The sequence below is a fragment of the Pseudomonas sp. genome (genome assembly GCF_026224925.1).
Classification (GTDB): Bacteria; Pseudomonadota; Gammaproteobacteria; order Pseudomonadales; family Pseudomonadaceae; genus Aquipseudomonas.
Map to the genome: position 1 here is coordinate 1 of NZ_JAMFRV010000017.1, position 21825 is coordinate 21825.

General features: G+C 48.9%; 18 protein-coding genes and 1 pseudogene. 15 read left to right on the forward strand and 4 right to left on the reverse strand.

Annotated elements, in window-relative coordinates; translation table 11 throughout:
• On the reverse strand, positions 1–222 hold a 222-nt coding region (locus tag M0974_RS00950), incomplete at its 3' end, for a hypothetical protein (protein ID WP_297831453.1).
• Between the two features lie 421 nt (positions 223–643).
• Between M0974_RS00950 and M0974_RS00955 the strand changes: the two genes are divergently transcribed.
• The 15 genes from M0974_RS00955 (at position 644) to M0974_RS01025 (ending at position 18683) form a co-directional block, all read left to right on the forward strand.
• Complete coding sequence (locus tag M0974_RS00955) at positions 644–997, forward strand: helix-turn-helix transcriptional regulator (protein WP_297831455.1); 354 nt, start codon at positions 644–646, stop codon at positions 995–997.
• A gap of 475 nt (positions 998–1472) precedes the next feature.
• On the forward strand, positions 1473–2234 hold the full coding sequence (locus tag M0974_RS00960; RefSeq protein ID WP_297831459.1) for a hypothetical protein: 762 nt from the start codon (positions 1473–1475) through the stop codon (positions 2232–2234).
• 474 nt (positions 2235–2708) lie between these two features.
• Positions 2709–3020 carry a helix-turn-helix domain-containing protein gene (locus tag M0974_RS00965; RefSeq protein ID WP_297831462.1) on the forward strand — a complete coding sequence of 104 codons (312 nt, stop codon included), beginning with the start codon at positions 2709–2711 and terminating at the stop codon, positions 3018–3020.
• A gap of 52 nt (positions 3021–3072) precedes the next feature.
• Positions 3073–4014 (forward strand): ABC-three component system protein, encoded by a 942-nt coding sequence (locus tag M0974_RS00970; protein WP_297831465.1) that lies wholly within the window; start codon positions 3073–3075, stop codon positions 4012–4014.
• A 31-nt stretch (positions 4015–4045) separates the two neighbouring features.
• Positions 4046–4255 carry an ABC-three component system middle component 8 gene (locus M0974_RS00975; RefSeq protein ID WP_297831467.1) on the forward strand — a complete coding sequence of 70 codons (210 nt, stop codon included), beginning with the start codon at positions 4046–4048 and terminating at the stop codon, positions 4253–4255.
• Complete coding sequence (locus M0974_RS00980; RefSeq protein WP_297831472.1) at positions 4242–6038, forward strand: DUF2326 domain-containing protein; 1797 nt, start codon at positions 4242–4244, stop codon at positions 6036–6038. The genes M0974_RS00975 and M0974_RS00980 overlap by 14 nt, the downstream gene beginning before the upstream one ends.
• 186 nt (positions 6039–6224) lie before the next feature.
• The gene (locus M0974_RS00985) at positions 6225–6605 is read left to right on the forward strand and encodes a hypothetical protein (RefSeq protein ID WP_297831474.1); all 381 of its coding nucleotides are present in this window, start codon (positions 6225–6227) and stop codon (positions 6603–6605) included.
• Positions 6606–6712: 107 nt separating this feature from the next.
• Positions 6713–6928, forward strand: a complete 216-nt coding sequence (locus tag M0974_RS00990; RefSeq protein ID WP_297831477.1) for a hypothetical protein — start codon at positions 6713–6715, stop codon at positions 6926–6928.
• Positions 6925–7833 carry a DUF4007 family protein gene (locus M0974_RS00995; protein WP_297831480.1) on the forward strand — a complete coding sequence of 303 codons (909 nt, stop codon included), beginning with the start codon at positions 6925–6927 and terminating at the stop codon, positions 7831–7833. The genes M0974_RS00990 and M0974_RS00995 overlap by 4 nt, the downstream gene beginning before the upstream one ends.
• Positions 7826–11263, forward strand: coding sequence for a hypothetical protein (locus M0974_RS01000; protein ID WP_297831483.1), 3438 nt, complete (start codon positions 7826–7828; stop codon positions 11261–11263). The genes M0974_RS00995 and M0974_RS01000 overlap by 8 nt, the downstream gene beginning before the upstream one ends.
• Positions 11256–12083, forward strand: coding sequence for a phosphoadenosine phosphosulfate reductase family protein (locus M0974_RS01005; protein ID WP_297831486.1), 828 nt, complete (start codon positions 11256–11258; stop codon positions 12081–12083). The genes M0974_RS01000 and M0974_RS01005 overlap by 8 nt, the downstream gene beginning before the upstream one ends.
• 52 nt (positions 12084–12135) lie before the next feature.
• Positions 12136–14547: an ATP-binding protein gene (locus M0974_RS01010; RefSeq protein WP_297831490.1), complete on the forward strand. Its 2412-nt coding sequence runs from the start codon at positions 12136–12138 to the stop codon at positions 14545–14547.
• A gap of 19 nt (positions 14548–14566) precedes the next feature.
• A complete protein-coding gene (locus tag M0974_RS01015; protein WP_297831494.1) occupies positions 14567–16486 on the forward strand; it encodes a hypothetical protein in 1920 nt (639 codons plus the stop codon).
• Positions 16487–16717: 231 nt separating this feature from the next.
• Positions 16718–17194 carry a hypothetical protein gene (locus M0974_RS01020; protein WP_297831497.1) on the forward strand — a complete coding sequence of 159 codons (477 nt, stop codon included), beginning with the start codon at positions 16718–16720 and terminating at the stop codon, positions 17192–17194.
• Between the two features lie 454 nt (positions 17195–17648).
• Positions 17649–18683 carry a hypothetical protein gene (locus tag M0974_RS01025; protein ID WP_297831501.1) on the forward strand — a complete coding sequence of 345 codons (1035 nt, stop codon included), beginning with the start codon at positions 17649–17651 and terminating at the stop codon, positions 18681–18683.
• 103 nt (positions 18684–18786) lie between these two features.
• On the opposite strand, the gene M0974_RS01030 is transcribed toward M0974_RS01025, so the two are convergent.
• The 3 genes and pseudogenes from M0974_RS01030 to gyrB all read right to left on the reverse strand — a co-directional run.
• Positions 18787–19599, reverse strand: coding sequence for a hypothetical protein (locus M0974_RS01030; RefSeq protein ID WP_297831503.1), 813 nt, complete (start codon positions 19597–19599; stop codon positions 18787–18789).
• Positions 19600–19845: 246 nt separating this feature from the next.
• On the reverse strand, positions 19846–21294 hold the full coding sequence (locus M0974_RS01035; RefSeq protein ID WP_297831506.1) for a deoxyguanosinetriphosphate triphosphohydrolase: 1449 nt from the start codon (positions 21292–21294) through the stop codon (positions 19846–19848).
• Positions 21295–21467: 173 nt separating this feature from the next.
• Positions 21468–21825, reverse strand: a pseudogene (gene gyrB / locus M0974_RS01040) (DNA gyrase subunit B); the annotation flags it as partial.

Consider the following 21825-nt stretch of genomic DNA (forward strand, 5'->3'; position numbering starts at 1 on the left):
GCGTTGCTCGACGGTCGCCACACCGGCATTGGCCGCGGCTGTCAATTCGTTTTGACGGGATGTTGCCAGTTCCTGGTCGGTGACGAATTCGTGACGTGCGACGGGATGCAGGAAGCCACTGGCGGATTTTTGGAACCGATCCAACAGGACGATATTTTGATTCGGACCTTCGAGGATGTATGCCATGCCGGGATGAGCCTCGAACACATAGGTGTCGGGCATACAACTGCTCCCACGACAAACGTTCACTTGAATCGTATGCATGCCTGGAAGCACGTTAACACCCGGCCGGGTCATAACATCGGGCAGTATATGTGACCCCTCGATAGTCATCTGTTGCGCCACTATCTGTGATTTGCCATCGATCGCGGTAACTGCTGCACCGTCCCCATACAAATCTTGCGGGACGAGCAGTGCGTAGTTCTGGAGTTGATCGTTCGGTATGGGGACCGTAACGCATCCCGCCAGTGAGAATCCAAAGCTCGCGATCAAGCACCTGAAAGCGGCGGGGTAATAGCTCATCGATGGTCTCCATTAAGGGTAGTGATATGCAAATTTTGTGGTATTGCCACATATCACGATGTTACCAGAATTCATTAGTGACACCACCATTCGTGTGGTCTTCAGTCATGGAATGTGGAATATGGTCACTGCTCGGCAGGAGGGGATGTTTGCCAAACGGATCGGACGGGCGTTGGCAAAGCAGCGCATTGGAAGGAAGCTAACCCAGGAGCAGGTTGCAACGAAGTTGGGCGTGGAACAGGAAACGATCTCGCGGTTCGAGCGCGGCGCCACCTTGCCTCCTTTACTGCGGCTCATCGATCTCGCTGAACTTTTTGACGTGCCGCTCGATGCACTGGTCCGCGCAGGTTCTGCCCGGTCCGTCGATCAAGCGAGCGATCTCGCTGTTTTATTGAACTCGCTGAGCGAGGATGATCGGATATGGGTACACGGCTGGGTAACCGAAATGTGCATGAAGCTGGCTACCCGCGGCTGAGGATGATAGTCTGGCCTCACCCAGTCAGCACTCGCTGTTAATGGAATAACGCGAATGAATAGGTAGATACGGGAGGCAGCCGATTTCCGGCCAATTGCTCGACGAGTAATGCATCGCAGCTAGGGTGCGGCACATCAGATGGTAAATTTTCCGCCTCTAATAGAGATGCTTGCGAATTTGTTGGCGTGCAACGCGGCGATTCGACATAACGCCACTTTCCACGAAACTGCCGCGGGCAATTATGGCCTCGCCGTGCGGCTGGCGGGACAGCGACGCGCCCGGCCCGCGCATTGCCCTAGCTGCGGTTCATCGTAAAGTCTGGTCTCCCGCTCGGGTGTGTCGTCAGCTCGTGATATATCGAAGCGATCCCGAAGCCGCAGGCGAGAGAATGTTGGGAAATTTTCGAAAGGTCATACTTTAACGCATCGTCAAGCCAGCGGGTGTTTTGTCATTCAAACTGGAAAGGAAAAACCGTATGTCCCATCTGAGTGGTAAGAAGGGATTTAAAGTAAAGCCATCTCGGCTTGATAAAAAAGGAAAGAACGAAAAAGCCTGGATGCCTTTAGCTGTTGCTGGAATTGGCGCCCTTGCCAGCGTATCAATAGCGCTTGCGAACACATTATTTGTTGAGCGGAGCAAGGTCGACCTGATGGTTTCGACGCAGAAAAGTACTGAGGCGAATGAGGCTATTAGACTCGAACTTCAGCGTCAAGCTGCAATACTTGATTCCCAGCGGTTAGACTTTCAACGTCAAGTTTCCCTTAACGGCAGCCAATCAGATCATATTCGTCTTGCGGCCGAGCTGGCGAAAGCGCAGAGTGATCTCATTCCTCGTGTTAAACCAGAGTGCCACACACAACGCCTGCCGGAGCGTCTGCTTCAGATGACTTGTACCTACGCAAATCTCGGCCCACACCGAACTAGGATTCGCGTCCGCGAACTTGATTTGATAGACCCGGCGACCCATAGGTCAATCGACAATGGTATTGCGTCAGTCGACAACGTGATTGAAAGCACGCTCACTGCAGGTATTGGTGATGGCGGCACCTTCAGCATTTACCTCACTGAGATAGGCGAAAAATATCAGAGGCCGATCATCCGAGTGAAATACGATATCGATACCGATCCAATTGCAGTTAACTATTTCAAACGTATGGCCACGCCTTATGTTAATCCCAAGGAGGTCGATACTTGGGCGCATCAGAAAATTTTGCTAGAGATGGTTTCCGATTCATAGCCTAATGATGAACTTATGCGGCACATTTCCATTGCTTAGCAGGGCCATGGGCGAGGCATCGATGGCGGAGACGTGATCCGCAACGTTCCACATTCCCGCATGCGTGACTTCAAGTTTATCGAAATCACCCATGCGGGATTTTTGTCACCGAAGGCCACAAACGATCCGTGTGTACGGCTCGCATCAACGTATCCCTGTGTCTGAATTGCTTTGTTGGGCGGCACCGCTTGAGTGCACTCAAGCGACGAGTTCCTTCAAATTCATTCCTTTACGGGATCGCGGGTACCTGTCGCTATGGCATCCATGGCGCTGTTCATGCCTTGGTAGGTTCGGATCGGACAATGTTGTTTGTCTATCAGGTTTATATCCGGACTGGTATAATGGATGTCGCATGTTTTTCGATGCTATGTTAATAATATTTCAAGCGCCAAGCATACTGGCATGCCATCACTATTGTGAGCAAAGGAGTGTTCCATGAGTAGTAGGCAGTCAAGCGTCGGGAAGGCCGCCGATCTTGCGATCATTGGCACTGATCAAACGACTAAGGTTCTTTTAGCGCGCAAGCTTAACGAATTGATTGAGCATCGCGGATTGAATCAATCTGAAGTAGCGGAAATCACAGGTATGACGCAGCCTAAAGTCTCGCAAGTTCGCCGCTGCCAACTTCAGAATATTTCGCTCGAACGATTAATGCAAGCGTTGGTGGCGTTGGGGCAACGGGTCGAGATCGTTGTGCAACCTGCATCGCTTTCGGGGGTTTCTGGCATCACGGTGGCGCAGAGATGATGAGCAACCAATAGAAGAAGATGGTATTTATATGAAGTATGCATACGAAGACATGAGCGACGATCAGTTCGAGCGGCTGGTTGTTTGCCTATGCCGCTATTTGTTCGGAATAAGTGTTCAGGGGTTCGCGAAAGGACCCGACGGCGGGCGGGATGCAAAATTCGTTGGTACGGCAGAACTGCATCCGAGCAAGGCCGCTCCATGGGTAGGCACCACAATCATTCAGGCAAAGCACACAAACGGGTACAACAAGAGTTTTGCCGAAGGGGAGTTTTACAGCAAGACATCACAGAAGACCATTATCGGCGAAGAAATTCCTCGTATTCAGAAACTGCTTGCGAACGGGCAATTAGACCACTACATGCTGTTCTCCAACCGACGATTAGCGGGTAACGCAGAGAGCGAAATTCGAGCGCATGTTTCGAATGAGTGTGGCATTCCTCAGGTATCGATCGCGTTGTTCGGCGTCGAGCAACTTGAGTTTTTATTGAAGCAGTTTCCCGAGGCAGCAAAAGCCGCTGACCTCGACCCGACGGATTCTCCATTGATCGTAAGCCCTGACGATCTTGCAGAGGTGGTCCAAGCCTTCGCACGGCAACGTGATGAGATCGCCGCCCTCTTGGATGCTCCACCGTCCGGTCGGGTGACATACGACGTCAAGAACGGTCTCAACAATATGACGCCGGAGTACGCTAAGGAACAGCGCAAACGATACCTCAAAGAGACTGGGCAGATCAAAGCGTTCCTTGAGGCACCTGAGAACTATGATCTCTTGCAGTTGTATGAGTCAGTGGTTGACGAATTTCAACTTAAGATCATCGCTAAGCGCCGCGACTATCAGACCTTTGACGCTGTGATGGAGCACTTGGCGGACCTTCTATTCAATCGCGATCCTGTGCTGCGCCAACACGCGCATAAGCGTCTTACTCGGGTAGTGTTGTTCTATATGTACTGGAACTGTGACATTGGTGAGATAGGAGACGGCGATGCTTAGGCCGACAAAACATTCCCATCCAGACCGTACCGTGATCAATGTCGCGCTGCGATTGCTTATTCGCCTGAAGCGCGAGAGGCTGGCCGGCTATGATGATCTGCGCAAATTCGCGAAAAAGACAGTGAATGGCGGGGACGTGCTTTTCCTGCCGGCGCTGAACTTCCTGTTTTTGATGGGACTGGTTGACTACCGCCCGAAAACTGACGCTATCGAGTACGTGGGCCCAAATGAAACTGTCTAGACTCTATACAAATCGAACCAATCTTTTCGAACCGGTCGAATTCGTTCCAACGTTGAATGTCGTCATGGCGGAGATACGCCTGCCCGAGAATAAGGATAAAGATACTCATAATTTGGGAAAGACATCGTTGGGGCGGTTGCTCGACTTCGTATTTCTTTCTAAGCGTAACCCTAAATTTTTTCTATTTAAACACGAAGATCAATTTAAGGATTTAATCTTTTTCCTGGAAATTGAGCTTGCAGACGCATCGTTTGTTACTGTGCGCCGAAGCGTTACAGAAGCCACTAAGATTGCTTTCAAAAAGCATGAAGCAGGACATCAAGATTTTTCCGGCTTACCGCTGGGAGAATGGGACCATCAAGACGTGCCGTTTGAGCGAGCACGCGAATTGCTGGATGGACTGCTGGATTGGCGTGGTACTTCACCTTGGCAATATCGGTCTTGCTTGGGCTATCTGTTGCGGTCTCAAGAGGACTATCGCGACGTGTTTCAATTGGGCGCGGCGATTGGTCGTCATGCGTACTGGAAGCCTTTTCTTGCGCACCTTCTTGGCTTTGATTCGCACCTAGTAGAGCGGCACTATGAGAAGGAAGAGGAGCTCGCGGGCAAAGAAGACACGGCGCAGGTGATCAGAAACGAGCTAGGGGGGGGGTCAGTCGAGGATATTAGCAAGATAGACGGCCTGTTACTTTTAAAAGTAAACGACGCCGAAAAGAAGCAAAAGCTATTGGATTCTTTTGACTTTCGTGCGCAAGACAAAGAGAAAACGAAAGACCTGGTCGATACTACCGACCAGCGGATTGCTTGGCTTAACAACCGGCGCTATTCGCTAAATCAGAATAAGAAAAAAATTGTGACGTCTCTCGGTGACGATCAGATCCTATTTAACCCTGATGAGGCCCAACGCCTTTTTCAAGAGGCGGGTGTTCTATTCGCAGGGCAAGTAAAAAAAGATTTTCAGCAGCTGATTGCATTTAATCGTGCTATAACGGAGGAGCGCCGACAGTATTTACTTGAGGAGCGTGACGAAATTGATGCCGAGCTAAAGGACATCAACGCAGAATTGACGACGCTGGGCCGCAGGCGCTCCGAAATGCTGTCGTTTCTCAGCAGTACAGACGTGTTTGCCAAGTACAAGCTTGTCGCCGACGAGTTGGTTAATCTTCGTGCAGATATCACGTCGTTGGAGCGACTGCGAGCCTCCATGCATCGCCTTCAAGAATTGCGCGCCGAGATCAGGACGCTGTCGGAAGAATGTGGGCATCTACAAAGTGCTATTGAGGAAAACGTTGAGAAGCAAAACTCTGATAAGACGAGTCGGTTCTCAGCTATCCGCGTTTATTTCAGTGAGGTTGTCGAAGACGTCATTGATCGTAAAGCGTTGCTCAGTGTGTCACCGAATAAAGAGGGGCATTTAGAGTTCAAGGCTGAGATCCTTGATGGCTCCGGCAACGCTACAAGTGCGGACACTGGTCATACTTACAGAAAATTGCTTTGTATAGCATTTGATCTTGCCGTTTTGCGTGCTCATCTGGACGAGAAATTCCCACGCTTTGTATACCATGATGGAATTTTTGAGTCACTGGATGATCGAAAAAAGGAAAATTTATTGACCGTAATTCGTCAATATGCCGACCTAGGCTTGCAGCCAATCATCACCCTGATTGATTCCGATTTGCCACCTCGCGCCGATAGTGAACCTGTGTTTACGTCACAAGAAATTGTTGTGACTCTGCATGACGAAGGCGATGAAGGTCGGTTGTTTAAGATGTCCTCGTGGTAATGAGGATATTTTCCACGCTTATAGCCTGAATCGTTAAGCAATGCATGGACGGGTTCTTCATGCCGTCGCTTCTCTGGTAAGCTAGTTCGATTGACTATGTGCATAGCTTAAGAAAATCGAAACGGAATTCCTTCCGTATGAAATGCGGAATTTCATTCCTATGACACGGATTTGAAGGAGGGAGCGATGGCAGGACGACCGAAGAGATCAACGATAGACGTGATGAGAACCAGGCTATGGCTGGCCGAAATGCTGCGTGTGACCGGCACGGAAAATCTGAATCAGTTGGGCGATCTTCTGGAGGACGTGGACGCCAAGAAGATGCTGTATCGGTACGCGAAAGGTGTCGACGTCGTCTCCGGGAAGATGCTGGCGGAAGTCGAGGCAAGGGTGGGGCAGTGCGGTTTGCACTACGCGAATGTCAGAAGAACGCAGTGCGGTCGGCGTCGTTTATCTCAACAAACCGCTAGTTCAACAGGACCACAAAGCCCGCTTGCTCAGCCTTCCCACCGGTGCAGGGAAATCAAGAGTTATATTGACGCTTGCTCACTACGCGCCACAGCATAAGCGTGAAGTTTGCCCTTCCGATTTAGAGGGAATTGCGCTATGGGCAAGTTCACATCTGATATGATTCCCTACTTATTATACCCATAAGGCAGGATCAGGAATTACTCATGAAAGTATTATTTGATACTAAGAAAGTACAAAAACTGGGGCGTATATCGCTCTCTGAGCAGCTCCTTCGAAATGCTGGGATGCAAGAGGGGGACCCTGTTAACATCTATTTCGATGCGTCCACGAAATGCATAGTCCTAGAACGCGCAGACAAGGAAGCTGCAGGATCTAGCGACGACGGTGTGCAAGTTAAAAAAACACGGAGGAAGGCATGAGTGCAACGCCAAACGAACGCTTTTCAGGACATGAGTCCTTTGTTTGCCGGTACGGTTGGCTTCCCAAGGTGCACCGCGCGGTTCAAAGCGATCCGGCGATCATTAAGAATGAAGAAGGTGCGATGCAAGCGCTAGGCATTGGTCGCAATATGGTGAAATCTCTCCAGTTCTGGGCGGAATCTGCGGGTGTTATCGGAACGAACGGTCAAGGTGGGCATACCTCCGGACCACTCGGTAGCCTACTGCTTGCTTGTGGCGGGCGGGATCCGCATTTGGAATCACTTGAATCGCTTTGGCTTATCCATTGGCGTTTAAGCACCAACGCCAATATGGCTGCCTGGAACTTGGTGTTTGGTGAAGCAAAGCTAATTCGATTCGAGCGCACAAGGCTAATTGCAGCACTTGCCGACCGCGGTGCGAAGCTTGCACGCGCCTTGGCACCTAGTACGCTTGAGCAGCATGCCTCTATTTTGATCAACAGCTACCTGCCTTCCGCCAGGAGCGGTGACGATACCTCTTGGTGTCCATTGCAAGACTTGGGTGTGCTCAAAGCGTCCAAGACCGAGGATGGGCGAACCGTCTATAGCACTGATGTTGGCTCTCAGATTGGACTTACTCCACGCGCTTTCGCGATCGCGCTCGTCGACTACGTGGCAAGCCATGGTAAAGGCGAGTGGACTGTTGACTTGCACTCGGTGCTAAAAGGCGAGTTTAGTCCAGGCCTAGTTTTCCGTTTGGATGAATATCAGTTGCGCGAATTTATTCAGGCCTGCGTTGACGGAGTGCTGAAAAATGCATTGAGATTTGTTGATACTGCTGACACCCAAAGTTTGGTGCTGCAGCCGGAAGAATTAAGCCCAGAGTACCGTGCATGGGCCAAGGTAGAGGCACAAGAATATGTCTGAAAAGATCATCGATTACATTCCTTTGGATGGACGTCATACTCGGTCTATTGCTTTAGACCGTGATCTGTTGGATGCGAAGGCGCTGGAGCAGTATGTTGTTACGCCAAACAGTCTCGGCGCACTGCGACAGATCAGCACCGGCCTATTGACTGGCCAAGCGCAACGCGCGTGGAAGATCGTGGGGCCATATGGAAGCGGAAAGTCTGCATTTGGCATCCTGCTTGCACAGCTCTCGGCCGGAAAAGCAAACTTCCCAGCTGCAGCAAAGGCGCTAAATGCCGTCTCGCCCAAAATTGCAAAAGCCTTTGTTGATTCAAACCGATTCCCAATCGCTGTTGTGGGTTCAAGGGTCTCCTTCGGAACGGCTTTCGCTAGCTCCGTTAATGATGCGCTCACCTCGCTTGGAAAGAGCAAGTCAGCACAGAAGCTCCGTAAGAAGCTGAATTTTCAGGCCGGTACATATTCCGACAGGCCCTTAAATGCGGCTATTGGCGAAATGGCGGGTGATCTGGCAGAAGCTGCAAAAGCGCTTGGGCTTGATGGCGTGATTTTATTAATCGACGAGGTTGGTAAGTTTGTCGAGCATGCTGCACTCTATCCAGAACACGGCGACCTCATCGCACTCCAACAGATCGCCGAATATGCGTGTAAGTCTGACGACGACAGTGTCGCCGTCGTGGCGATGCTACACCAGCACTTTGCGAGCTACGCGGCGGGTGTTGGGCGCGCGCTTGGGGACGAATGGCACAAAGTTGCAGCTCGCTTTGAGGAAATTCCATTCGATGAACCTGTGGAACGCTATGCACACTTTGCCAAGCAAGCATTTGCTGAAGGAGACCTGACGCGCAACAAGCAGATAGTCACCGCAGCTCGTAAAGAGTACTCGCGGGCTGTAAAGCAGAGCGTACTTCGTGCGCCTACCGCCGCAGATAAAGAGCTTTTTGACAGAGCGGAGAGTTTATATCCGTTGCATCCGCTGGTGTTAGGAGCGGCTGCTACTATTTCCAAACGTTACGGACAAAGTGAGCGCTCCTTCCATGCCTTCTTGTATGGCGGAGAGTCGTTTGCGATGCGAGATTTTGCTCAGCGATCAGATGCATCTGCCGACTCGTGGTATCGCGTTCAAGATCTCTACGACTACCTCGCTCACGGCAATGAGCTGCGATTCCGAGAGCTTGATGCTGAGCGGAAGTGGTCCTTTGCCAACGCGGTAATCGAACAGCAAAGTGCCAATGAGTTAGCGGGTAAACTACTTAAAGCGATTGCCGTGTTCGAGCTTGTTAAGGCGAACTTGGGATTACGTGCTGATGTGGAGACACTGGGCTGGGTCATAGGTGAGTCGGATTCTGTTGCTGTTGTCGCTGCGCTGACGCAGCTCACTGAAGCAGGCATCTTGGTCAAGCGCCACAAGCAGGCCGAATATGCCTTCGCTGTATCCAGCGCTATCAACGTTGAAGCCCTGTACGAAAAAGCGGCTCGATCAGATGAGAGTGAGCTGATGGTAAAAGGCACAATGGCCGCCTTAGCTCAGAAGCTCGTGGTCGCCAACAGGCACTACGATGAGACCGGAACTATTCGTACGGTTTCTACAGTAGTTGGTACTCTAGGGCAATGGCCGGTTGTACCTTCTGCGAAAGATGATGCTGTACAGGCTGACGCCTGGATTAAGTTGGTACTTCTCAACGGCGAAGCAGAGCAAATCATGCAATGCGAGAAAAAATTTGCTGAAGAGCCTGCTTCGTTGACGTTGCATGCGTATCTGAGCCTGTCGGCGGAGGGACGCGCTGCACTTTCTGAATATGCAATCTGGACCTCCATCGCTCGCGAAATAAACGTGAAGAGTCTTGATCCTTGGACCTCACGCTATGTGGATTCACGCGTTACTAAAGCGAGCGAAGATGTTGAGAGACTAGTCCTTTCGGCACTTACTCCCATAGAAGGACGCACTGGTCCCATTTATTGGCACTGCGCGAATCCAATAGAGAATAGCGCTGGGATGAATCAGAGTCAGGTCGCGTCTTGGTTGTTTGACCATGTGTATAGCAAGGCTCCTCAAATTATCAATGAGCTGATCAATAAGGATCGGCCAACTTCTGCAATCGTGTTGGCGCGTCAGCGGCTGTTCGAGGTGCTGCTTGGCGGGGATACCACTCGCCAAATTTGCGCGGATCATGAGTATCCGCCCGAGCGTCTCATCCATTCTACTTTGCTTAAGCAAACGGGTATCTGGAGCGAGACCGGGACTGGATGGGTGCTGAGCAATCCGGCTGTGGTGAAGGGAAATCAAAATATATCAGTCGTATGGGCGGAAATTTCTCGTGTGCTGCAAAAGCCCGCACAACTCACATTTGCCGATCTACTAGAAGCTCTTTCGGCACCGCCGTTTGGTGTTCGCAACGGGCCGGCAGGAATCTGGGCGGCTTTATATCTAATCGTTAACCGCAACCGGTGCGCCATGTTTGAGCGCGGTTCGCTTGTACTCGAGCTCACAGTGGAACACATCATGCGGATGTATAAAAATCCGCAGGCGTTCACGGTCCGAGAGCTCGCCAGTGAAGATGCCAGCAAACGACTCGTCAGCGACTGTCAAGAGGTACTCTCTGCGATAGGTTGCCAGACAAGCGCCGATCCGTCGTTCTTGGAGATGACGCGCGTGCTGTATCGCTGGTTTGTAAGACTGCCGGACTTTACCAAGGCTACTGCCAGGATTGGTAAGGATGCAGCAATCGTGAAAACCATCATCAGCAAGTCGACGGATCCTATTGCCTTATTGACTCAAACGCTGCCTAAAGCGCATACAGATTCGAAGTCTAAGTCCACTTTTAAAGAGTGGTTGACTGCGGCATTGACGGATCTCGGCATGGCGCATAGACGCCTGCAAGACGAGGTGGCGAACGAATTGAGTAAAGGCTTCGGAATACCAGGCACACTAAACCGTATTCGTACCCAACTGCAAAATGAATGCACACGCGAGGCGGCAACGCTTGCGGATGCCGACCTTAGAAGTTTCATCTTGCGTTGCACCGACGTTGTTCTTACCGATGAGAAATGGTTGGATTCGGTCGGTAGTCTTATCGCCCATCGTCCGTTGGATGCTTGGCAGGACGACACCTTAGCCAAATTCCAAGATCAGCTTACCGAGCTATGTGGTCGCTATCGTCGTTGGATGCAGTTGGTAATGAAACGCGGCGTCGCCCCGCGTGCTTCTGAACGATTTGTTGGCTTAACGCTTACGATGCCTGGTGGAGAGGAATCGTCTGTATTTGTTGCCCGCAACGAGGTGTCAGACTCGATTGCGGAGAGCGTCTTAGCACTCGTTGAAAAATCCGCCAACGGAGATAGAAATGCCGCAGCGGCGGCCCTAGTGCATGCGTTACTGCAATTGCAAATTGAAGCGGCAATACCAGAGAAGGAGGTTAGCAATGGCTGAACCGAAAAAAGTTAGGCATATACTTAGCTTGTCTGGAGGTAAAGACAGCGCTGCTCTGGCCATCTATATGCGTGATCGTGTGCCCGAGATGGAATACATCTTCAGCGATACAAAAAAAGAGTTACCTGAAACTTATGAGTACCTTGATCGAATCGCGAGCTACCTCGGTAAGGAGGTCGTTCATCTAAACGCGGACGTTGGATTTGATCACTGGTATGAAATGTACGGCGGCATGATTCCATCAAATCATCGGCGCTGGTGTACGCGGGCCCTAAAACTGAAACCGTTCGAACAGTATTGCGGTGACGCCGAGATTGTCAACTATGTCGGCCTTCGTGCTGAGGAGAACCGAAGCGGCTACATTAGCCATAAGCCGAATATCACGGCGGTCTATCCGTTCAAAGAAGATGGTCTGGTCCTGCGCGACATTGAAGGAATTTTGCGTGACTCGGGCGTAGGTATGCCGCCTTACACGAAGTGGGGGCGTACTCGCTCTGGATGTTATTTTTGCTTCTACCAACAAAAGATTGAATGGGTAAAGTTAAGGGAAACCTATCCCGATCTATACGAGAAGGCCAAGGAGTACGAACGACCATATGAGAAGACCGGAAACTTCTTCACTTGGAGCCAGGGTGAGAGCTTAGCCGAAATGGAACGACCTGAACGTGTTGAGCAGATCAAACGTGAACACGTGATCCGATTCGAGCGGATGAAATCACGCAAAGAGAACACCACTTTGTTGGAAATTTTCTCCGATGCTGATGCAGTTGAAGACGTCGATGAAGACGACGATCAGGGTTGTCTTGTATGTCAGCTATGAGCGTTGCCCGAGCAGTTGATATTTAGCCCAATCAATTCCAAAAATAAAAGCTATGTCATTTAAATTCAAGGCGCGCGTCTTATTGGAGCTTGGTGCTGAGCTTATTAGTTCAGACGCTGTAGCTCTGTATGAGCTCATCAAAAACGCATTAGATGCGGGTTCGGCCGAAGTGAAGGTTTCGATCTGGATAGCGATGCAGCATTCGGCATATCTTCAGTTGCGGAATATGCTGATTGCCCACCAAGAAAGCGAAGAAGCAGGTACGGATCTACGCTTTGACTCAGATCAATTTAACTCTCTCGTCCATCAACATCTAGAAGAAAAGGCGACGGATACGACGAAAAGCCGCTTCGTAGAGACCTATGGAGAGCCCTCTTCTATTGAAGATACGTTAGAGGCCTTGGATCGGGCTTATCTGGTGGGAAGCTACATCAGGGTGCAGGATACGGGCTGTGGGATGTCAGCCGAGGATCTCGAAGAAAGCTATTTGACTGTTGGAACTCCGTCACGGCTACTTGAGAAGAAGGCCGCAATCGCACAGGCTACGGATCAAGTCTCAAGGCTAAAGAACCCGGACCCTGGTGCCCGCCTTCCGCTGGGCGAGAAAGGAATTGGCCGCCTATCGGCTATGCGGTTGGGGCATTTCGTGAAGGTGGTGACAAAGAAAGAGGGTGCTACTGATTGGAATCACCTAAAGTTGGATTGGCGCCCTGTCTTTATAGATCCCACGTTAGACGCTTCTGCACTTAGTTTCCCGATTAAGTCGAAGGAATGTGATCCTGAAGACATTGAGCGGCAAGGTACGTCAATTTACATTCGAGACTTGCAGAGTGATTGGTCAGATAGCAAAGTGGCACGAATCATCAGAGCGGACTTGGCAAAGATAGCTGACCCATTTGCCAAGTTGCGTGCGAACAAATTCATTCAAGTGAAGTTTCAGGGGAAGGACTTAACTGTTCCGATCTTAGATCGTGAGCCTCTGCGTTCAGCTGACGCGATTTGTAATGCGAAATTTAGCTACGACGACAGTGGAGAGCCGGAGTTGGCCCTACATATCAACTACAAGCACTACAATCGCGAGCGCATAGATCGCCTGACTGGAGAGCATCTCCGCGGGTGTGTCCGAGAAGAGCCCAGCAAGAAGAAAAAGAAAACGCTTCTCCTTGACGCGGAGATTGTTGCAAATGCGTTGAAACACCTGGGCCCCTGGGAGCTTGAGTTCCACTGGTTCAACCGTGGACGCATTATGCGTAAGACTCCTGAGCTTTGGAACGATTCTATAAAAGACTTCTTGGGCGACTGGTCCGGTGGTTTTCTAGTATACCGTGACGGTTATCGAGTTTATCCGTATGGTGAGAGATCCGACGACTGGCTTGATCTGGATCGGAAAGCGTTGTCCTCCAGTGCCTACAAACTTAATCGTGCGCAAATGGTTGGCCGTCTGCGTATTAGTTCCATCGGTAACCCATCGTTACTCGATCAAACCAATCGCGAAGGGTTTCGTGATTCATACGACCGTGAAGCACTTATCCGGTTATTACGGTATGTAATTCTAGGCTTCTGTAAGCCATTCTTAGAAAAGGTGGCTGATGAAGTTGAGCCACCGATCGAGCAGGTGGTGGAGGACGTCCAAAATCGTCTTGGAACATCACGCGAAATAGCTGTGAACAGTCTGCTTGAGATGCAGGTACGCGTGCCAGATGAGACCGCGAACATAAATAAGGTCATGCATCATTTGGAAGAGGTCAGCGAGGCATGGGAGCGAGCAAAGCTGCGTATTGCAAGTTTCGAAGAAACCATGGAGAGCTATGTACACCTCGCCGGCGTTGGCCTTATGCTGGAATTCATCGCTCACGAATTATCTCGCGTGACACAGGATTCGTTGCTAGCGGTTTCTTCAGGTAAGTTTTCCCCTGCTGTGGTTGAAGCCCAGCTCAAGACGCTTAGCAAACGCGTTCGAATTCTTGATGAACTAAGTGTTCCTGGACGCCAAGTTAGGAAGGAGACCGAGATTTCGGAATTGGTCGAATTGCTAAGTGAGTTTCATACCGCAAAAAGCGAGCGGCATGACATTATTATCGAAGTCTTCAATAAGTCTAAAGGTCGCTTTGTAGAGTCATTGGAGCGGGGGCAGTTCCTGCAAATTCTGGACAACTTGTTTAGTAATTCGTTTTATTGGCTGATGAACCGATTTGACAACGCGGCTCAAGGTCGAATTGTGATTGAGATAGATGCTTCTCGCCGCATGGTTCGGTTTTCTGACAATGGTCCGGGCATCCCACCAGAGCGATCTGAGGATATCTTCGACCAATTCGTTACTACAAAGCCTCCTCGAGAGGGGCGTGGATTAGGGTTATACATTGCGCGTCGCTTGGCCATAGAAAATGGTGCGCGCCTCTATCTTGATACGCCAGATGCTGATGGGTTGCATCGAACGTTCATAATCAATTTTACAAAAGAATAAATCGTAAAGCTAGGGGTGGATGTTGGAACTACTTAATGCGTTGGTGCTGGACGATGCGTTTGCTCCGCCAGGAGCAGGGGCTGTCACAGGAGAGGACAAGAACGATTGGATCGATTTCGTTGCCAATGATGCGCAGGCGCAGGCGGTACTGCTTGCAGCATTCTCGGCAATGAAAGCGGTGAATATAGATGCATTGCTTGAGGAACTAATAAGTGATCACAAGCACATCGCGACACTTTGGGATCATCATGAATCCAATACTTTGGCCGATGCCAATTTAGTATTGCTGTTCAAGACATACTCTCTCAATCGAATGGGAAAGCTCGAGAAGCCGCTGGCTGTATGTGAGGCACTTCAGAGTTTCGTTAAGAAAGAGCGATTGAGGACCGTTTGGCAAATCGAAGATATTGTGGGAGAGACAGATCAAGTAGATGTGGCTTTCATCGATTTTTTCCTTGATGATAATGAGCAAGAGACCGCTGCGCTTCAACGAATCCGAAACTACAAAGAACATCTGACCAAAGTGAAGCTATTATTCTTCATGTCGTCGCGTGCCTCAATTGAAGTGCAACAATCCGTGAGGAGCATCCTCGGCAAGCGGACTGCCTTCTTTGAAGTAATGACTAAAACCGACGTGAATGCAGAATTTGTTCTGGCACGAATCCGAGAACGACGCGCGACATATCTGGGTAACAAATCTCTGGAAGACATTGTGCTCGGACTGGCGGACGCCACACGTACTGCTGCAGAAGAATTTTGGCAGCAGTGCGATGATCTCGAGGTGCATGATTTGAGACTGCTGAACTTAGCACGGCTGGCGGCTGAGGGCGAATCAGTTTCCGCTTACTTGACGTGGTTGGCTTCTGAATCTATTGCCTCCAAGATTCGTCGGATTTACTCAGAAAAGCCTCCAAAAACGCTACTGGATAGCGGAAAAATCTCTATCTCCGGCCAGGCAAAGCAAAGCAAAGTTTTATTCGAATTGTTCTCGGACGTGGTATTTGGCCCTAGCCAAGCTGCGGGGAGTCATCTACAGTTTGGCGAAATTTTAGTACCTAAGGTGCAGCGCAATCGTGCATCTAAAGCACTTGAGTTAAGGCGCAAAGCCTCGACACACGCGAAGTCAAAAGTAATGGGGCGCAATCGGCTTTGGGAAAATCTGCGTGAAACGGCAGAGTATGATAAATCTATAACACCGCATTGGCATGCGCCCGATCGCTATCTTTTGATTCTGACTCCGGCATGTGACTTGGTGCGCTGCTCTCCTTCAAAAAGTGTCCTGTGCGTGGTTGGCGTTGGTGAAGATTTGGACAGTCTTAAAGACCAAGTTTCGGACAAGCTATATGGAAAGCATAAGCAGGGGCTACGCCATCTATTGAATGCAAAAGGGCCAGGATCTCCCGTGTTGATCACCTGGCAGAAAGATCAAACGTTTATGCTATCTGTGAGGGAGTTGCTCAGCGGAACGTATCGCAGGGTTGCACAAATGAATGAGCTATATGCACATGAGGTAAAGGAGGAAGTGCTGAGGCAACTTGGGCGAGTTGGTACTCAAATTGACCCGCCACCGCCCTTTGCGTTACATGCTCAGCTCCGATGGAAGGCTTCAAACAACAGCGCAACTATGACGGTTGCTAATACTCAGAAAGACAGTTTCTATTCAGCAGTACTTTCTTACGCAGAACAGGATGACGACAAGTTTCCGGTTGTGATTCTTTCTGATGAGTTTCGGCAATGGGCGACAAATTCTATTCATGCAAGCCTCAACGGCCAGCCGGCTCATACCAAGTTGAAGAAATGCCTCGATCTGCTGGAAAATACGTCTCTCTTTACACTTAAGAAAAATCTAGCTCATAAAGGTGATTTACAAGTTCGGCTCATAGATGAAGGAACTGACAACGAAGGTTCATTTGTGGTTGACATTGCACTAAGTCTCTAACGTGGAGATGATTGGGGGCTTATTTGCGTTGAGACGCAGCTGTAGAAGGCTGCGAATGGGGGAAGTCTATTGTCCCAGGTTCTTCTTTTTAATTCAATCACTGTGAAATGAAAAACTACGTCGTTCATTGAAAAGGCGGAATAGCTAATGATTAGACCTTCAAATTATTGGCACCGGCTTAAGCGAATTCTACTGAGGCGGCAACCAAGCGGACCGGTGGATAGCTCCGATGTGACCATCGAACAGGCAATCGAAATCTTTCGTGTGGCACCTGAAAAGTACTTCGTGCACCCTAGAATGCATACCCCATATTGCTGGGATGCCGGCAGTCCGGGATTTGGCGGGATCAACTCTCTTGAGAGCGCTGATGTACTTGTCGAAGGCCACATTCTTGCACATCTGCGAAACGTTCAAATTAGGGACGGAATTGCCACGGTTGGGCACTTTGCGGTCGCGGATCAGAAGCTAGAAGGTCTTGGCGTTGGTCAAGTCCTTGCCTGCTGCATGGCGCAAATGCTGATCAGTCATCATGGGGTTCGTTCGATCATTTTCGAAGAAAACAGTACCCGTTTTGAAGAGGCTGGGTATGCGCGGTTCTTCACGTCTCTGGGAGCACGTCAGCTTGAGAGGCGTCCATTTTGGGATAGCGCAGATAGGCCTCGTTTTGAATGGGCCATTCGCGAATTACCGAATGGCCGTTTTGAATGACTCAGCAAAACCATACAAGTAATATCAGGTAATACGCTTCCATCGATAGATATGTACCCAGCTGTACTTGGCGTATCGTAAGTAACTTGTTACCCCACAAATTATTAGGGTATCCGAGTTTGGAGTCATTTCTCATGTGCCCGTGAGTCGGATCACTTTTATGACAACAGGGATCAGCGGGGAGTATCACACGCCATATGGCACCAGCGAATTCGCCCGCACCAGACGCAGGACTGCAGATCTTATTCGACGGGCAGTATCGATTAAGGGGCGGCCTTTACGAATAGCCACTAAAAATACCGCAATTTCGGATCTGGTTCGTTCTGGCTGAAATGTAAGCATGATAGACTTAGTTGAGCTTGATTAATTCAGAGTGCTAGTATGTTTCATTCGATTGAAGACATATCGTAAAATTTCATTGCATAAATGATGCCCACGATTAATAAAATAAAAGATGGAAAAAAATTTTACCGACCTCATTGTCGAAATAAATGAAATTACGCAAGGCAATGACCTATTGCGATCGTTAATGTTGAATAATTTCTATGAAAGTCTTCCTGGAAATATCAGAAATAATTTTAAGATCGTTTTAAATAAATTCTATTTCTTGCTCAAAAATAAGCGAGACTGGATATGCGGCCATAATGGTTGCGAAAATGAATCATGTTATTCTCATGATATATCAGAAGGAATTTTTTTGAAAACCATTTCAGATAGTGACTCAATGGTTATTACTCTGAAGCGGGATATGAAAAATAGCCCAATATCATTTATTGAACAATCAATTCATATAAGAAATGCCACAAATTTTCCCGGTTATTGCTCATTTCATGACGAGCTTTTATTTAGAGATATTGAAAATAAACCCGCTGTGCTCGATGAACTTTTTGTCAATAAACAATGCTTGAGAAGCGCAAGAAGGAGAAAATTTGAAATTGAGTTTCAGATGAAATCGGGAAGCGAATTTATTGCTTCGGTTCCTGGAGATCTTATTGAGATTGAGGAAATAAAGTCCGCAATAAATTATATCAAAAAGAAAATAGAGGCACTTGAAGAGAGCCTTGATCGTATAAATAAAATTTACGATAAAATAAAATCAGGAATTGAATCTTCAAGGTTTGAAATTCAAGTTGTGGAATTTAAATCAAAAAAATCAGGATACTATTTTAGTACTTGTCTTGATTTGAGCAGCGAGAAAGACGATTTTCCTTATATTTTATTTATTTTCAAATTTGATTTTGGGCTTGAGCCAAGGGCGTTTGCATGCATTTTGAAAGATAATAAATCTATTGATTTAAAAAGGGATATTGAATCTAATCTGTCAAATTTATTCATGCATGCTTTTTATGAGGAAAAGGAAAAATTGGTATTTTCGAGAAAATTTGCTGAAAAATTAAGTGGCATTGGAAAAGGTATTTTGTATAGGGATGCAGATCTTTATATACTTACGTCGATCGAGAAAGCAATATTGCAGAGTGAGTTTTTTTAATTAAATATTTTTAAAAAATAAAATTGATGAGCTGTCCGGCGCCTATAGATTATTCGGAAGCGATTGGCCATCTTGTGAAATTTGATTGGTATATCTGATTTTATTATGATGTGTTTTTTTGATCGGGCGGCTGAAGGTCTTTGCGAATACGTTCAAGTAATCCCCATAGATCCCTTGCTTTGTCCCAATCTTTATAGCGTGCCAACTCAAAAATCCAAATACTAAAGAACGGAAGTAAATTAAGGTAGGCAGCGTCAAGTATTTCTCCGGCAGGTTTGGTTGACGTTGTTTTCCATAATCCTCTTGCTGGTATTTCATTTGTTCGCCAATCACAATTTTCAACCCGTCCAACTTCGCGATATATGAGATTAGCTTTCTGTATTTCCACATGCGGTTTTACGATAGAGTAAAATTTTTCGCGAAGTGCTTTCCGATTTTTTGAACACTGCTCCATGTTCCATATCATTATCGGCGGACCAATATGGACTTCGTCATTAGGGGCGTCATCAATTTCGAGCGGGTCTGGTTCCCCATCAAAATGGACGGTAATTTTCTTTCGATCATGATCAGTAATGAAGGCTTCAGCCATTTGTTGGGTGCAATATAGGCTAATACTGCAATCTGTCATGTCGAAAGATGCGTAGAATAATGGAAGATCTAACTCATACAGCCACTTGACCTCATCCTCAGCATACTCGATGCTAGTGACGCTTGAGGATTTGATTTGAACGAAAATAGAGTCTTCCGCAATAAGTCGATGTTTATCAAATTCTCTATGTAATGTTACAACTGCATCAATGCCGATATCTTCCGTGCGAGGAATAGGCGCGACCAGGGCGACTTGTTGTAAAAGAAGAAGTGCCGTCGCTTCTGCTAAGTCGCCAGATCTCAGGTTGGTGCCGCGAAAACTAGGCATTTGAATAGTCCTTAATATGTAGGTTGTTGTCTGCGTGCGATGAAGTGGCCTATGAGAGCCGACCGTTGCGAAATCCTAAGTATGGACCTTTGAGTAAGCCTTCCCAAGTACCAGATAGACTTTGTCGTAGCGTTGGCTTCAGACCACGTGTGTGACACTGGCGACATTAATGCGCTTCGCGACAGCGATCATTGGCTCCGCCCATACTAGGTCAAATGGCTTTTCGCGTGTTATTACGGCGGCCTTTTAGATTGATGATCCTGGTAGCTCCATCCCATACAACCGACGGAACATTGATAGGGCAAAAGTGTCAGTCATCCCGGAGATATAGTCGGTCGCACCCAGCAAACGTTGGTACGGAGACGCACCTTGACTGAATTGCTTGGGTACTATTTCCGCGATCTTCTTTTCCACGGGGCTTCGGTCAGCCTCCGGTGTGAACAATGCGGGTACGACCTTGCTAAGTAGGCCTCCCAGGATTTCAAATCCCGCAGCCTCTATTTCAAGTACTGCAGGAGTTGTGTAGATGCGCGATATGGATATCTGCTTAATGGCCGCTAACTGTGGGGCGAATTTGCATCTACTAACGAGATCTTCTTCGAACTGGCCATCCATGATTTTGGCGTAGCTGTCCTTGAATACTTCGACGACTGATTCAATTATGTTGCCGATAGCGCGAGCACGGAGGTATTCCACCTTGCCGGAATTGCTGTCGATCTGGCGATAGGACGCGCTTTCAGATTTTCCTGGAGGGAATGCGATCGAGGCGAGGAGGTCATGGGCTTGATCGAATGAGATGCGGCCGAGGCGATGTCCATCCTCGAGATCGACGATGTTGTAGCAAACATCGTCTGCGGCCTCCATTAGGAATGCAAGGGGATGACGACTGAACGCCCCATCTCCTTTTTGTACCAGGCCTACGCCCTCTGCTACCGCTATGAAGTTTTCTGCATCGTCAGCGCAGTAACCGAACTTCTTTTCGCTAATTTTCTTCGATTTCGGGAGGTCCGAAGGACGAGGATATTTTCCGAATGCTGCGAGAACGGCATAGGTGAGTTGAAAGCCGCCATGGTTGTGGGTATTCTGGAGGCGAGTGATCAGTCGAAATCCTTGTGCGTTGCCTTCGAAGCGAAGAAAGTCCTGGCGTTCGCGTTCACCAAATTCCTTAAGGTACAGTGCCCCCTTTTCGTTGAACCAATACTGGATCGCAGTTTCACCTGAATGCCCGAAAGGTGGATTACCGATGTCGTGCGCTAGGCAAGCGGCTGCAACGATGTTTCCGAAATCTTGTGGATCCATTTGCAGGCTGCTTTCTTTTTCGCAGATGAATTGGCCGCACTGCATCCCGAGTGATCGACCGACAGAAGAAACTTCGATACTGTGGGTGAGCCGGGTCCGAACATAGTCACTGTCAGATAACGGGAAGACTTGCGTCTTGTCCTGAAGGCGCCGGAAGGCGCTTGAGTAGACCAGGCGATCCCAGTCTTTCAAATATTCAGTGCGCGTACCAACGTCCGTGTGTTCATCCTCTCGGCCGAGGCGCTTGGTTGAAACAAGGCGCTGCCAATCCATTGCCATACAGTCTCCCCATCGCCTAATTGGCTTTTTATTTCGGAAGTACGCCTCTGCCTCTGCGATTTTCTTGAACGTGTCGTAGTCCGCACCATTTGCGGTGCGAATTATGAAATCACGCATCTCCTCCGCAGAAGGTTGAGGTCAAAATCGAAGAAATCCTTGAGCTCCACCTCAAGTTCCGTCCGGATGCGCTCAAGCGTTGCAGTTGTTGGAGTAAAACGCCGGAGGTAATGTGGGCGTTTTGCGTCAACTATTTGAAATATTTCGCAACTATTCTGATAACCTACACAAAATCAAACATCAATATTCCCCGCCCTCAGCGCATTATTTTCAATAAACGCCCGGCGCGGCTCCACATCATCGCCCATCAGCGTCGTGAAAATCTGATCCGCCGCGATCGCATCCTCGATCTGTACCTTCAACAAACGCCGCACGGTCGGATCCATCGTCGTTTCCCACAGCTGTTCAGGATTCATCTCGCCAAGACCTTTGTAGCGCTGTTTCGAGACCGTGCGTTCGGCTTCGTCGCGCAACCAGTTCATCGCGTGGTGGAAGTCGTCGACAGCTGATTCCTTCATGCGCTCGCCTTCGCCGCGGCGCACGAAGGCGCCTTCGCCGATCAGGCCCTGGAACGTGGCCGCTGCGCTGGCC

Bases quoted from the DNA above. Each gene is read 5' to 3' on its own strand.
- M0974_RS00955 (WP_297831455.1), top strand. From the start codon at position 644: ATGGTCACTGCTCGGCAGGAGGGGATGTTTGCCAAACGGATCGGACGG.
- M0974_RS00960 (WP_297831459.1), top strand. From the start codon at position 1,473: ATGTCCCATCTGAGTGGTAAGAAGGGATTTAAAGTAAAGCCATCTCGG.
- M0974_RS00965 (WP_297831462.1), top strand. From the start codon at position 2,709: ATGAGTAGTAGGCAGTCAAGCGTCGGGAAGGCCGCCGATCTTGCGATC.
- M0974_RS00970 (WP_297831465.1), top strand. From the start codon at position 3,073: ATGAGCGACGATCAGTTCGAGCGGCTGGTTGTTTGCCTATGCCGCTAT.
- M0974_RS00980 (WP_297831472.1), top strand. From the start codon at position 4,242: ATGAAACTGTCTAGACTCTATACAAATCGAACCAATCTTTTCGAACCG.
- M0974_RS00985 (WP_297831474.1), top strand. From the start codon at position 6,225: ATGGCAGGACGACCGAAGAGATCAACGATAGACGTGATGAGAACCAGG.
- M0974_RS00990 (WP_297831477.1), top strand. From the start codon at position 6,713: ATGAAAGTATTATTTGATACTAAGAAAGTACAAAAACTGGGGCGTATA.
- M0974_RS00995 (WP_297831480.1), top strand. From the start codon at position 6,925: ATGAGTGCAACGCCAAACGAACGCTTTTCAGGACATGAGTCCTTTGTT.
- M0974_RS01000 (WP_297831483.1), top strand. From the start codon at position 7,826: ATGTCTGAAAAGATCATCGATTACATTCCTTTGGATGGACGTCATACT.
- M0974_RS01005 (WP_297831486.1), top strand. From the start codon at position 11,256: ATGGCTGAACCGAAAAAAGTTAGGCATATACTTAGCTTGTCTGGAGGT.
- M0974_RS01010 (WP_297831490.1), top strand. From the start codon at position 12,136: ATGTCATTTAAATTCAAGGCGCGCGTCTTATTGGAGCTTGGTGCTGAG.
- M0974_RS01015 (WP_297831494.1), top strand. From the start codon at position 14,567: ATGTTGGAACTACTTAATGCGTTGGTGCTGGACGATGCGTTTGCTCCG.
- M0974_RS01025 (WP_297831501.1), top strand. From the start codon at position 17,649: ATGGAAAAAAATTTTACCGACCTCATTGTCGAAATAAATGAAATTACG.
- M0974_RS01030 (WP_297831503.1), bottom strand. From the start codon at position 19,599: ATGCCTAGTTTTCGCGGCACCAACCTGAGATCTGGCGACTTAGCAGAA.
- M0974_RS01035 (WP_297831506.1), bottom strand. From the start codon at position 21,294: ATGCGTGATTTCATAATTCGCACCGCAAATGGTGCGGACTACGACACG.